The organism is Haloparvum sedimenti (assembly GCF_001462205.1).
In the GTDB taxonomy this organism is placed as follows: domain Archaea; phylum Halobacteriota; class Halobacteria; order Halobacteriales; family Haloferacaceae; genus Haloparvum; species Haloparvum sedimenti.
Map to the genome: position 1 here is coordinate 194 of NZ_LKIR01000143.1, position 13350 is coordinate 13543.

The window sequence follows — 13350 nt, forward strand, 5'->3', positions numbered from 1 at the left end:
ATTTGAACCGCCGGCCTCCTCCATGTCAAGGAGGTGTCATAACCAGACTAGACCACCAACCCGCTCGGGGGCTTCCTTGACGCGTTTCGACGTACCCGGCCAGTATAAATGAACCTTTCGAATCGACGGGCCGGATCGTCGTTCCGTCAGTCACTTATACGCCCGGCGGCCCGCCGGCGATCGCGGTTCACGGCAGGCCGCGACGGTCCGCAGGCGACCGCGAGGGACGGTTTGCAAGCGACCGTAACGTGGCGTCACTGCGCGGCCGTAGGGCGCGTTCGAGGTGTCCTGGGTGCAGCGAAAGGCCGACGCCGCCCCGATATTTCCGGGTCCGATTTGGAAGAAATACGGATGCTTTAAGGCCCCTTAGTCTGTGCCTCGTCCCCATGGGTGCAAGCGACACACAACCGTCGGCGATCGAGCGGTTCGGTCTGCGGATGGCGAAGATTGTTGAGAACGTGATGCCCAGCCCGTTCCTGTTCGCGATCATCCTCTCGTACCTGGTGTTCCTCGCGGGGATCCTCGTCGAGGGGAACGGTCCGGTCGAGATGGTCAACTTCTGGTACGACGGCTTCTGGGCGTTCCTGACGTTCGCGATGCAGATGACGCTCATCCTGATGACCGGCTTCGTCATCGCGTACCACCCGCGAGTGAACGACCTGATCGTCAAGCTCGCGTCCGTCCCCAACTCGGGCAAGAGCGCGGCCGCGCTCGTCGGCGCGTTCGCGATGGCGGTTGCGTGGCTGCACTGGGGGCTGAGCCTCATTCTCGGGGCCATCTTCGCCCGCGAGATGGGGAAAGCCGCCCACGAGCGCGGCATCGACGTTCACTACCCGATCCTCTGTGTCGCGGGCTACATGGGGCTCGGACTGACGTGGCACTGGGGCCTGTCCGGCTCCGCGCCGCTGCAGATAAACACGCCCGGGAACGCCTTCATCGAGCAGGGTATCCTCGACGGCGTCGTCGGCACGTCGCTGACCATCTTCTCGCCGTACGCGCTGCTCCTGACGCTCGCCTCCGTCCTGTTCGGCAGCGCGATGCTGTACCTGCTCGCGCCGACGGGCGAGGCGGCGAAGGGGATCACCAACTACGTCGACGAGAGCGAGCTGTTCGACGCGGCCGCGGACGGCGGCGCCGACGCTGCCCCCTCTGAGCCCGACGAGCAGGTCAGCGACATCGTCGAGAGCGACACGATCGCGGACCGACTCAACAACAGCCGGATCCTCGGCGGGATCATCGCGCTGACGGGCGTGCTGATGATCGGAAGTAAGCTGGTCGCCGGCGGCCTCGACGCGTGGACGCTGAACCTGGTCAACTTCATGTTCCTCTTCGGCGGCCTGCTGATCTACCTGCGGCCCCAGCACTACCGCGAGAAGTTCGGCGAGGCCGCGGGCGCCGCGGCGGGGATCATCCTGCTTTTCCCCTTCTTTGCCGGCATCCAGGGGATGATGAACGCCTCCGGACTCTCCCAGTCTCTCGCGGACGCCCTGTTCGCGGTGTCGACGCCCGAGACGTTCCCGATCGTCGCGTGGCTCACCGCGGGCGTCGTCAACGTCTTCGTCCCCTCCGGCGGCGGCGAGTGGATCGTCCTCGGCCCCTCCGTGATCGAGGCCGCGAACAACCTCGGCGTGCCCGTGGGGCAGGCGACCATCGCGTACGCGGTCGGTGACGCCCACACCAACCTGCTGAACCCCTTCTGGGCGCTGCCGCTGCTGGCGATCACCGGCGTGAAGGCCCGCGAGATGTTCGGCTACGCCATCGCGATGCTGCTCCTCCTCGTGCCGTTCCTCGCGGTCGCGCTCACGGTCATCCCGTACTGAGCGCGGCGGCGGGTCCCGGCCCCCGATCCGCGCGCCGGATCCCCGGCTCTTCAAGTTCTCCGACCGTCACCGCCCGGTATGGTCGACCTCTCCGCGCGCGCCGAGCGCCTCGACGCGTACCTCGACGACCGCGACCTGGACGCCGTCTGGTTCGCGCGCCCGAACGCCTTCGCGTGGCTCACGGGCGGCTCGAACGTCGTCGACGGCGACGCCGACGTGGGCGTGGCCGCGGCGGGCTACGACGGCTCGTTCCGCGTCGTGACCGACAACATCGAGGCGGACCGGCTCCGCGACGAGGAGCTCCCGGACGCGTTCGCGGTCGAGGAACACCCCTGGCACGAGGGGTCGCTGGGCGAGGCGGTCGCCGCGCGCTCGCCGGACGCCGCGGCCGCGGACTTCGACGTGCCGGGATTCGACGCGGTCGATGCGGGCCGGCTCCGCCAGCCCCTCACGGAGGGCGACGCGGAGCGGTACCGCGAGCTGGGTCGGGAGGCCGCGGCGGCGCTAGAGACGGTTTGTCGTCAGCTCGAGCCAACCGATCCCGAGTACGAGGTCGCAGCGGGCCTCGAGATCGCGCTCGCCTCGCGCGGCGTGAACACGCCGGTCGTGCTCGTTGGCGGGAGCGCGCGCGCGCGGTCGTACCGCCACTACACCCCCACGGACGCCGAGCTCGGCGACTACGCGCTCGTGTCGGTCACCGCCGAGCGCAACGGGCTGTACGCCTCACTCACGCGCTGTGTGGTCTTCGACGCGCCCGACTGGCTGAAAGGGCGCCACTACGCCGCGAGCCGCGTCGAGGTCACGGCGCTGGCCGCGACGCAGGCGGCCGCGCGCGGCGAGCTCACGGACGGCCCCGGACCGGACACCGCCGGCGACGTGTTCGGGGTCGTGCAGGACGCCTACGAGGCGGTCGGCTTCGACGGCGAGTGGCGCCACCACCACCAGGGCGGCGCGGCCGGCTTCGCGGGCCGGGAGTGGATCGCGACGCCCGAGGCGGACGACCCCGTGACGGCGCCGATGGGCTACGCCTGGAATCCGACCGTGCAGGGGGCCAAGAGCGAGGACACCCACCTCGTCACCGACGACCGCGTCGAGAACCTCACCAAGACGGGCCAGTGGCCGACGATCGCGGTCGACGCGGTCGACCTCGACGGCGTTCCCGACCTGACGCTGGAGCGGCACGCGCCCGTCGTGCTGTCCGGCGGCGGCGAAGGTGACGACGCGGACGAGGCGTCCGGGGACGATACGGGACCAGCGTCCGAAGACGGCACGGAACCGGCGTCCGGAACCGAAGAGTAGTTCGACGTGCGTCGAACGAGAGGCTCGACGCTATCGGATACCTTTTTGGTTCGGTCGGGGGAAGCGACGGTATGGGACTGGACGACGACGCGCGGGAGTACCACCGCGAGGACCCCCCCGGAAAGATCGAGATCGCGACGACGAAGCCGACGAACACCCAGCGCGACCTGAGCCTCGCCTACTCGCCGGGCGTGGCCGCGCCGTGTCTGGACATCGACGAGGACCCCGAGAAGGCGTTCGAGTACACGGCGAAAGGGAACCTCGTCGGCGTGGTCTCCAACGGATCCGCCGTGTTGGGGCTCGGGAACATCGGCGCGCAGGCGAGCAAGCCGGTGATGGAGGGGAAGGGCGTCCTCTTCAAGCGGTTCGCCGACATCGACGTGTTCGACATCGAGCTGGACATCGCCGAGGTCGAGCCCTTCGTGGAGGCGGTCGCCGCGATGGAGCCGACGTTCGGCGGGATCAACCTGGAGGACATCAAGGCGCCGGAGTGCTTCGAGATCGAGCGCCGGCTCCGCGAGCGGATGGACATCCCCGTCTTCCACGACGACCAGCACGGCACCGCGATCATCTCCGGCGCCGCCCTCCTGAACGCCGCCGACATCATCGAGAAGGACCTCTCGGACCTCGAGATCGTCTTCTCGGGCGCGGGGGCGTCCGCGATCGCGACCGCGAAGTTCTACGTCTCGCTCGGCGCCGAGAAGGAGAACATCACCATGTGCGACTCCTCGGGGATCATCACGCAGGAGCGCGCGGACGCGGGCGACGTGAACGAGTACAAGCGGGAGTTCGCGCGCGACACGGCGGGCGGCGACCTCGCGGCCGCGATGGAGGACGCGGACGTGTTCGTCGGCCTCTCGGTGGGCGGCATCGTCTCACAGGAGATGGTGCAGTCGATGGCCGACGACCCCATCCTCTTCGCGATGGCGAACCCGGACCCGGAGATCACCTACGAGGACGCGAAGGCGGCCCGCGACGACACCGTCATCATGGCGACGGGGCGCTCCGACTACCCGAACATGGTGAACAACGTGCTCGGGTTCCCGTTCCTGTTCCGCGGCGCGCTCGACGTGCGCGCGACGGAGATCAACGAGAAGATGAAACGCGCCGCCGCGGAGGCGCTCGCGGACCTCGCGCGACAGGACGTGCCGGACGCGGTCGTGAAGGCGTACGGCGACGACCCCCTCCAGTTCGGCCCCGACTACGTCATCCCGAAGCCGCTCGACCCCCGCGTCCTCTTCGAGGTCGCGCCCGCGGTCGCGCAGGCGGCGATGGACTCCGGCGCGGCTCGGACCGCGGTCGACCCCGAGGGGTACCGCGAGCGCCTCGAGGCGCGGCTCGGCAAGTCGCGCGAGATGATGCGCGTCGTGCTCAACAAGGCGAAGAGCGAGCCGAAACGCATCGCGCTCGCGGAGGGGACCGACGAGAAGATGATCCGCGCGGCCTACCAGCTCTCCGAGCAGGGGATCGCGGAGCCGGTGCTGCTCGGCGACGGCGACAGGATCCGCCGGACCGCGGACGAGCTCGGGCTCTCCTTCGAGCCGGAGATCGTCGACCCCGACGCCCACGAGCTGGAGCCGTACGCCGAGCGCCTCTACGAGCTCCGCAAGCGCAAGGGCGTCACGCGCCGCGAGGCGAGCGAGCTGGTCCGCCGCGACACGAACTACCTCGGCAGCGTGATGGTGGAGATGGACGACACCGACGCGATGTTGACCGGGCTGACCCACCACTACCCCTCCGCGCTCCGGCCGCCGCTGCAGGTCGTCGGCTCCGCCGAGGACGCCGAGCACGTCGCCGGCGTCTACATGCTGACGTTCAAGAACCGGGTGATCTTCTGTGCCGACACGACGGTCAACCAGGCGCCCGACGACGAGGTGCTCGCGGAGGTCACCAAACACACCGCGGACCTCGCGCGGCGGTTCAACGTCGAGCCGCGGGCGGCGCTGCTGTCGTACTCCAACTTCGGCAGCGTCGACAACGAGGGCACGCGCAAGCCCCGCGAGGCGGTCGCCCGACTGCACGACGACCCCGAGGTGGACTTCCCGGTCGACGGCGAGATGCAGGCCGACACCGCGGTCGTCGAGGACATCCTCGAAGGGACCTACGGCTTCTCGGACCTCGAGGAGCCCGCGAACGTCCTGATCTTCCCGAACCTCGAAGCTGGCAACATCGGCTACAAGCTCCTCCAGCGCCTCGGCGGCGCGGAGGCCATCGGCCCGATGCTGGTCGGCATGGACAAGCCGGTCCACGTCCTCCAGCGGGGCGACGAGGTGAAGGACATCGTCAACCTCGCGGGCGTCGCGGTCGTCGACGCGCAGGACTGACGGTCGCGGAACCGCACCGCCGCCGGCGTCCGGAACGACGCCGACCCCCTCGGCGGCGCTCACGGGGGTAGCGACCCCTTACCGAGATTATCCCTTCTGAGAATTTGGTCAACGCCTTGATACCCCTCCGCTGCGGACGGAAGGACAGAAACGGGCGTCACGCCGGCGAGCCGGTCGAGGCGCGCGTTCGTCCAACCATGAACATCAAACAGCTATTCACGGACGACAGGGCAGTCTCGCCGGTCATCGGCGTCATCCTGATGGTCGCGATTACGGTGATCCTCGCGGCCGTCATCGGCACCTTCGTGCTGGGACTCGGCGACAGCGTGCAGCAGAGCAGTCCGAGCGCGAGTTTCGACTTCGAGTTCGACACCAGTAATGATAATGTGACAGTTACCCACGAGGGAGGAGACAGCATTCCATCCGCACAGCTGAACGTCACGAAGGGGAATGGCGACAACTGGACTAATCGGCCAGAATTCACCGGTGAAGTAAATGCCGGTAGTTCGGCAACCGGTACAAGTGACAGCGCTTGGGCCGGCGAAACCGTCCGCGTGATCTGGACCTCCAACGACGGGAGTTCCAGTCAGACCATCGCCAGCCGCGACGCGCCGAACTGACGCCGCCCCGACCGAGAATTTTTCTGAGACCGACGAGATCCCCGTGAGCCACGCGCTCACGGCTCCAGCTATGGCTATATGTATGGCCGTCCTACTCCTGTCGAGAACCATGAACTTCAAAGGGCTGATCGCGGACGACAGGGCGGTCTCGCCGGTCATCGGTGTCATCCTGATGGTCGCGATCACGGTCATCCTCGCGGCCGTCATCGGCACCTTCGTGCTGGGACTTGGCGACTCGCTCCAGCAGAGCAGTCCGAGCGCGAGTTTCGGCTTCGACTACGACGAGAACGGCAGCGACTACAACGTCACCGTCACCCACGAGGGCGGAGACAGCATCCCGATCGACCAGCTGTCGGTCGCGTTCACGAACGCGAGCGGCGCCTCGGTCACCGAGGACTGGCAGGGGAGCGGACCCATCACGGCCGGCGACAGCAGCACCCACACGAGCGTCGGAGCGGAGTCCACCGTCCGCGTGATCTGGACCGCCAACGACGGCAGCTCCAGCCAGACCATCGGTCGCTCGACCGCACCGAACTGATCGTTGGGCGCGCGCTCGTGACCGCGGCCGGGACTCGCGGGCGACCGCGACGGTCGGGTCGCGGTCGCGAGCACCGACCGTCGCGACCGCCGACACGTTCGCTCGGGTTTCGAGCGTCTCGGTATCAATCAGGTCCCGAATTGCGGAAACAAAACTCCGAAGAGCGACGCCTATTTATCCGGGTCATCCCATGATTGCTCCATGCCGACGAATAGCAACGACGAGATCGGACGCAGAGGCTACCTGAAGTTCGCGGGGGCGGCCGCGGCGAGCGTCGGACTGGCCGGCTGTGCCGGCGACGGCGCCGACATCGACACGCCCACGGAGACGGAGATGGGCGGTGGCGGCGAGGACACCGAGACCGAGACGGAGGACACCTCCGACGAGCCGTTCGAGGCCACCGTCACCCAGGGCCAGATGGCGACGACGCTGGACCCGCACAACCACCGCGAGACCTCGACGGACAACGTGCTCCTGCAGGCGTACGACCGCGTGCTCTTCCGCGACGCGGAGGGGCGCATCGTCGAGCGCCTCGCCACCGACTGGGAGCGCGTCGAAGACGGCCACGTGCGGTACACGCTCCGCGAGGGCGTCACCTTCCACAACGGCGACGAGCTCACCCCCGAGGACGTCGCCTACTCCATCCGGCGCGTCGTCGACCCCGAGACCGGGCTTGAGAGTCCCCAGCGCGACCAGCTGGCGGGCATCGTGGACGCGGAAGCCGACGACGAGGAGCACGCGGTCCACGTCTACTCCGACGGGCTCAACCCGATGGCGTTCTCGCTGCAAGCGTCCTACTGTCTGATCCTCCAGCAGTCGTGGGCCGAGGAGCGCGAGCAGGGCGACATCGCCCAGGAGATCAACGGGACCGGCCCGTACCGCATGGTCGACTACGAGGAGGACGTCTCCGTCGAGTTCGAGAAGTACGAGGACTGGTGGGGCGAGGAGCCCGACGTCGACGCGGTGACGTTCCAGGCGGCCGAGGAGTCGAGCGCTCGCGTCTCGGAGCTGCAGGCCGGCGAGACGGACCTCATCGTCAACGTGCCGCCGCAGGACGCGCCGACCATCCAGGACGGCGACGCCGGCAGCATCGAGGCGGTCCCGAGCACGCGCGTGCTCTTCCTGGTCCACAACCAGGCGAAGGCGCCGTTCGACAACTCGGCGTTCCGGCAGGCGCTCAACTACGCGATCGACCTCGACTCGATCATCGACAACGTGCTCGACGGCTTCGGCGACCCGACCGGTCAGCCCACCCTTTCGGGCTACGTCGGCCACACGGACGACGTGGACCCGTACCCGACCGACGCCGCGGAGGCCGAGGCGCTGATCGAGGAATCCGGCTACGCGGGCGAGGAGATCACGCTCCACACGCCCGTCGGGCGCTACCTCGGCGACGTGAACGTCGCGCAGGCGGCCGCGGGCTACATCGACGACCTCTCGAACGTCTCCTGCTCGGTCGAGCAGCGCGACTTCGGCTCGCTCGCCAGCGAGATCCTCGACGGGTCACGCGACACCTCGCCCGCCTTCTTCCTCATCGGCTGGGGGAACACCACGTTCGACGCCAGCCAGACGATCCTGCCGTGGCTCACGAGCGGCGGTTCGATCAACCACTGGGACCAGTCGGACGTCGACGAGTGGATGGAGGACGCGGGCAACGAGTCCGACGAGGACGCGCGGGCGGAGCTGATGGCCGACTCGAACCGGACGATAAGCGAGGAGGCCGCGTGGACGTTCCTGCATCGCCAGTACAGCGTGTACGGCATCAGCAACCGCATCGAGTGGACCGCCCGCGAGGACGAACAGATCTCGGTCGAGGAGTTCACGCGGGCCTGACCCGACGGTCATCTACTCGATGTCTCTCGCAAAGTTCCTCGTTCGACGCAGCCTCCAAGGGCTGTTCGTCATCTGGGGGGTCGTCACCGCCGTCTTCATGCTGCGGTTCGTCACCCCGGGCAGCCCGGTCGACTTCGTCGCGCCGCTCGACGCCTCGCCCGAACTCCGTGCGCGCATCGCGGCCGAACTGGGCCTCGACCAGCCGATGTACATCCAGTACCTCGATTACCTCTGGGGTCTGCTGCAGCTCGATATGGGCTACTCGTACATCTCGAGTACGCCCGCCGCGGCGCGGGTGTTCGCGCGCCTGCCGGCGACCATCGAGCTGGCGGTGGCGGCGACGGTCGTCGCCATCGTCTTCTCGATCCCGCTGGGCGTCATCTCGGCGACGAACCGGCACGAGCCGGCCGACTACGCCGCGACCGGCTTCTCGCTGGTCGGTATCTCGACCCCGAACTTCTGGCTCGGGATCATGCTGGTGCTGCTCGTGTCCGTTCAGCTCGGCTGGTTCCCGACCGGCCGGCGCGCGATCGGCTTCTGGCCGGCGGTCCAGCTGATCTGGCAGGAGGGAACTCTCGCCGGGATCGTCGTCTGGCTCAGGTACATCACCCTTCCGGCGATCACGCTCGGAACGTACTTCACGGCGCTTATCACACGGCTCACGCGGTCGGGGATGCTCGACGAGCTCGGTAAGGAGTACGTCCGCGCGGCCCGCGCGAAGGGACTCCCGGAGACGCTCGTGCGCTACAAGCACGCGCTCCGCAACACGCTGATCCCGATCATCACGATCCTCGGGCTCCAGCTCGGCACCCTCATCGGCGGCGCGGTGATCACCGAGGCGGTGTTCACCTGGCCCGGTCTGGGCACGCTCGTCATCGACGCGATCAACTCCCGCGACTGGCCGATAATCCAGGGATCGCTGATCGTCATCGGCGCCGGCTTCGTGATCGTCAACACGATCGTCGACGGACTGTACGCGTACATCAATCCGCAGGTGGTCTACGAATGATCTCCCGTCTCCCCGCACACACGAACGCGCGCTGTGGTGCCCCCGTGCGCCACGTGGTGGTACCGTGATCTCCGACCGACTCAAGCGGAACCTCAAAAAGGAGTTCCGCAACAGCCTGCTCGCGAAGGTCGGCGTGTTCCTGATGCTGCTCGTCGTCCTCTCGGCGACGTTCGCGCCGCTTCTGGCGCCGCACAACCCGACCCAGACGAACCCCGAGCAGGCACAGCTTCCGCCGCTCGGCTTCGAGTCCGAACGCGAGACCAGCGAGTTCGTCGACGGCGAGGTCCAGACCGTGAGCCGTTCGGTCGAGGGGTCGATGGAGCACCCGATGGGGACCGACGCGGTCGGCCGCGACATGGCCTCGCGGATCCTCTACGGCGCCCGCACGTCGCTGCTGGTCGGGCTGATCGGCTCGGCGGTCGCGGCCATCACCGGCGTCACGGTGGGACTCACCGCGGGCTACTACGGCGGCCGGATCGACGACGGGCTGATGCGCTTCGCGGACGTGATGTTGGCGTTCCCGTCGCTCGTGCTCGCGGTCGCACTCGTCGGGCTGTTGGGGCCGCTGACAGTGCCGATACCTGACCCATTCGTGACCGCCGGGCTCGCGGACGGGATGCCGGAGACGTTCGTCTTCCCCGTGACCGTGACGCTCGTCGTCGCGCTGGTGAACTGGGTGTGGTTCGCCCGGATCGCTCGCGGGGAGGCGCTCTCGCTTCGACAGGAGGAGTACGTGAAAGCCGCCCGCAGCATGGGCGCCAGCGACGGGCGGATCATCCTCAGACACGTCCTGCCCAACAGCTTCACGCCGATCCTCGTGTTGGCGACCATTCAGGTCGCCGCGATCATCCTGCTGGAGTCGGCGCTGTCGTTCCTCGGCTTCTCGGGGACGAACCTCTCGTGGGGCTTCGACATCGCGCAGGGGCGCAACTACCTCGCGACCTCGTGGTGGATCGCCTCCATCCCCGGGCTGGCCATCGTCGCCGCCGTCATCGGGATCAACCTGATCGGCGACTGGCTGCGTGACGCGTTAGACCCCGGTATCGAGGGCGAGTCGGGGGGGATGTAGATGGTCGACGACGACATCCCCAGCACGGTCGCGACGTCCGAGGAGGACCTCCTCCGCGTGGAGGACCTCGAGACGCGCTTTTTCACCGAGGAGGGACAGGTCAACGCCGTCGACGGCGTCTCCTTCGCGGTGCGTGAAAGCGACGTGTTCGGCATCGTCGGCGAGTCCGGCTCCGGGAAGTCGGTCACCGCGCTGTCGTTGCTGGACCTCGTGGAGTCGCCCGGCCGCATCACCGGCGGCCACATCTGGTACCGGAACGCGGACCTAGCCGAGGAGCACCGCGAGCGCACGCCCGAGGCGGTGGACGGCGACTTCGTCGACGTGCTCCAGCTCTCCGAGGGGCAGCGCCGCGCGCTGCGCGGCCCCTCCTTCTCGATGATCTTCCAGGACGCCATGTCGGCGTTCAACCCCTCGCTCACGGTGGGCGAGCAGATCGCCGAAGCGGTCGAGGTGCAGCGCCGCGCCGAGGCGAACCCCCGGTCCGTGCGCTCGAAGACGCAGGGGTACGGGCTCGGGAGCTACCTCTCGGGACTCGTACTCCCCCAGCGCGACTTCGTCAACCGACAGAGCAAGCTGGAGGCGATCGAACTGCTGGAGAAGGTCGGCATCCCCGACCCCGCCGAGCGCGCCGACGAGTACCCGAGCCAGTTCTCGGGCGGCATGCTCCAGCGCGCGATGATCGCGATGGCGCTGGCGGGCGAGCCGGACGTGCTGGTCGCCGACGAGCCGACGACCGCGCTCGACGTGACCATCCAGGCGCAGATCCTCAACCTGCTGAAGGACCTGCAGGCCGAGACGGACATGAGCATCGTCCTGATCACGCACAACCTCGGCGTCGTCGCGCGGATGTGCGACCGCGTCGGCGTGATGTACGCCGGCGAGATCGTCGAGCGCGGCACGCTCGAGGACGTGTTCGACGACCCGGTCCACCCGTACACACAGGGGCTGCTCGGCTCGGTCCCCGACCTCGACAGACCGGGCGATCGACTCCACCCCATCAAGGGGAACGTCCCCGACCTGATCGACTCGCACATGGACGACCGGTGCTACTTCGCGGACCGGTGTCCGAAAGCGATGGAGCGCTGTCTGGACCCGCCGGGCGAGCGGCAGGTGGGCGGCGAGCACGCCGCCCGCTGCGTCCTCGTGGACGGCGAGTACGACGAGAGCGAGGCGCTCGCGGACGGCTACTTCGAGGGGTCGACCGCCGGCGATGCGGCGGCGAGCGAGGGATCGACCGCGGACGCCGCGGCCGAGGAGGCGACGAGCGATGACTGACCACGACGAGCCACACGACGACGCCCGCCGCACCGACGACACCCGCCGCACCGACGATACCCGCCGCACCGACGAGCCACTCGTCTCGGTGCGGGGGCTGGAGAAGTACTACTACGAGCAGGACACGCTGATCGACCGCCTGCTCCGCAACGACCCGGTGTCGATCAAGGCGGTCGACGGCGTCGACTTCGACGTCTATCCCGGCGAGACGCTGGGCGTGGTCGGCGAGTCCGGCTGCGGGAAGTCGACGACCGCGGAGACGCTGATGCGCCTGCGCGAGCCGACCGGCGGCTCCGTCACCTTCGACGGCGAGGAGGTGTTCGAGATGGACGGCGACCGGCTCTCCGAGTTCCGGAAGCGCGCGCAGGTGATGTTCCAGGACCCGTTCTCCAGCCTCGACCCGCGGATGACCGCCGGACAGATCGTCCGCGAGCCGCTGGAGATCCACGGGGTCGGGACCCGCGAGGAGCGCCGCGAGCGCGCGGCAGACCTGCTGGAGCGCGTCGGGCTCTCCGCCGACCAGACCGACCGCTATCCGCACGAGTTCTCCGGGGGCCAGCGTCAGCGGATCGGGTTCGCCCGCGCGCTCGCGCTCGAACCGGAGTTCATCGTGCTCGACGAGCCGGTCTCCGCGCTCGACGTGAGCGTGCAGGCGCAGGTGCTCAACCTGCTGTCGGACATGCAGGCGGAGTTCGACCTCACGTACCTGTTCATCGCACACGACCTCTCCGTCGTCCGTCACATCTGCGACCGCGTCGCGGTGATGTACCTCGGCGAAGTCGTCGAGGTCGGCCCGGTCGACGAGATCTTCGAGAACCCCGACCACCCCTACACCGAGGCGCTGCTGGAGAGCGTGCCGCGCGCGGACACCGACGAGCGCGACCGCGAGGTGACGGCGCTGCGCGGCGACGTGCCCTCGCCGCGGAACCCGCCCTCCGGCTGCTCGTTCCGGACGCGCTGTCCGAAGGTGATCCCGCCGGATGAGGTCGATCTTCCACAGAAATCGTACACCGACGTGACGACGCTCCGGAACCGCATCGAGCGCGAGGGGCTCGACTTGGAGTTCGTCTGGGAGTTCGCGGGCGACCCCGACCGCGAGGACACTGCGGCGTTCAAGGAAACGATGCGCGAGGAGATGTTCGACTCGTTCGACGCCGACTTCGCGGGCGAGGACGCCGCGGTCATGGACGAGGCGTTCGACGCGCTGGCCGCGGGCGAGGTGGAGACGGCCGCCGAGATCCTGCGCGAGCGCTACGCCTCGGTCTGTGAGGCGGTGAATCCCGAACTGCCCGACAGCACGCATCCCGCCGCCTGTCACCTGCGCGACCAGCCCGCCGACGTGCGCGAGGCGGTCGCGGCGTGGGAGGCCGACGACGGAGCCGCGGCCGGTGGCGCCGTCGGCGACGGCGCGCCCGCCGAGGACGCCGGCTCGTCGGCGGACTGATCTCGCCGGAACCGGCCCGGTCGTTTTTCGAGGAGCGTATTTCGCCGTGAACGGCGACGTCGCGAGGTGTACCGTCAGGACTCGCGCCACTTGTGACCGCACTCGACGCAGGTGAACAG

General features: G+C 68.5%; 10 protein-coding genes. All 10 read left to right on the top strand.

The annotated features are described in order from the left end of the window. Positions 1-386 precede the first annotated feature (386 nt). The 10 genes from AN233_RS15450 to AN233_RS15495 all read left to right on the top strand — a co-directional run bounded on the left by AN233_RS15450 (position 387) and on the right by AN233_RS15495 (position 13231). A complete protein-coding gene (locus AN233_RS15450) occupies positions 387-1820 on the top strand; it encodes a short-chain fatty acid transporter (RefSeq protein ID WP_058367654.1) in 1434 nt (477 codons plus the stop codon). A gap of 78 nt (positions 1821-1898) precedes the next feature. Beyond that, positions 1899-3119, top strand: coding sequence for a M24 family metallopeptidase (locus AN233_RS15455; protein ID WP_080508502.1), 1221 nt, complete (start codon positions 1899-1901; stop codon positions 3117-3119). Positions 3120-3190: 71 nt separating this feature from the next. Beyond that, positions 3191-5443 carry an NADP-dependent malic enzyme gene (locus tag AN233_RS15460; RefSeq protein ID WP_058367655.1) on the top strand — a complete coding sequence of 751 codons (2253 nt, stop codon included), beginning with the start codon at positions 3191-3193 and terminating at the stop codon, positions 5441-5443. A 197-nt stretch (positions 5444-5640) separates the two neighbouring features. Continuing rightward, complete coding sequence (locus AN233_RS15465; protein WP_058367656.1) at positions 5641-6063, top strand: type IV pilin; 423 nt, start codon at positions 5641-5643, stop codon at positions 6061-6063. A 109-nt stretch (positions 6064-6172) separates the two neighbouring features. Further along, positions 6173-6601: a type IV pilin gene (locus AN233_RS15470; protein ID WP_058367657.1), complete on the top strand. Its 429-nt coding sequence runs from the start codon at positions 6173-6175 to the stop codon at positions 6599-6601. Positions 6602-6802: 201 nt separating this feature from the next. After that, on the top strand, positions 6803-8434 hold the full coding sequence (locus AN233_RS15475) for an ABC transporter substrate-binding protein (RefSeq protein WP_058367658.1): 1632 nt from the start codon (positions 6803-6805) through the stop codon (positions 8432-8434). A 19-nt stretch (positions 8435-8453) separates the two neighbouring features. Beyond that, positions 8454-9443: an ABC transporter permease gene (locus AN233_RS15480; protein WP_058367659.1), complete on the top strand. Its 990-nt coding sequence runs from the start codon at positions 8454-8456 to the stop codon at positions 9441-9443. Positions 9444-9507: 64 nt separating this feature from the next. Continuing rightward, positions 9508-10512: an ABC transporter permease gene (locus AN233_RS15485; RefSeq protein ID WP_058367660.1), complete on the top strand. Its 1005-nt coding sequence runs from the start codon at positions 9508-9510 to the stop codon at positions 10510-10512. Further along, positions 10513-11787, top strand: a complete 1275-nt coding sequence (locus AN233_RS15490) for an ABC transporter ATP-binding protein (RefSeq protein WP_058367661.1) — start codon at positions 10513-10515, stop codon at positions 11785-11787. After that, positions 11780-13231, top strand: coding sequence for an ABC transporter ATP-binding protein (locus AN233_RS15495; protein ID WP_080508503.1), 1452 nt, complete (start codon positions 11780-11782; stop codon positions 13229-13231). Before AN233_RS15490 ends, AN233_RS15495 begins: the two co-directional genes overlap by 8 nt. The last annotated feature ends 119 nt before the right edge of the window (positions 13232-13350 follow it).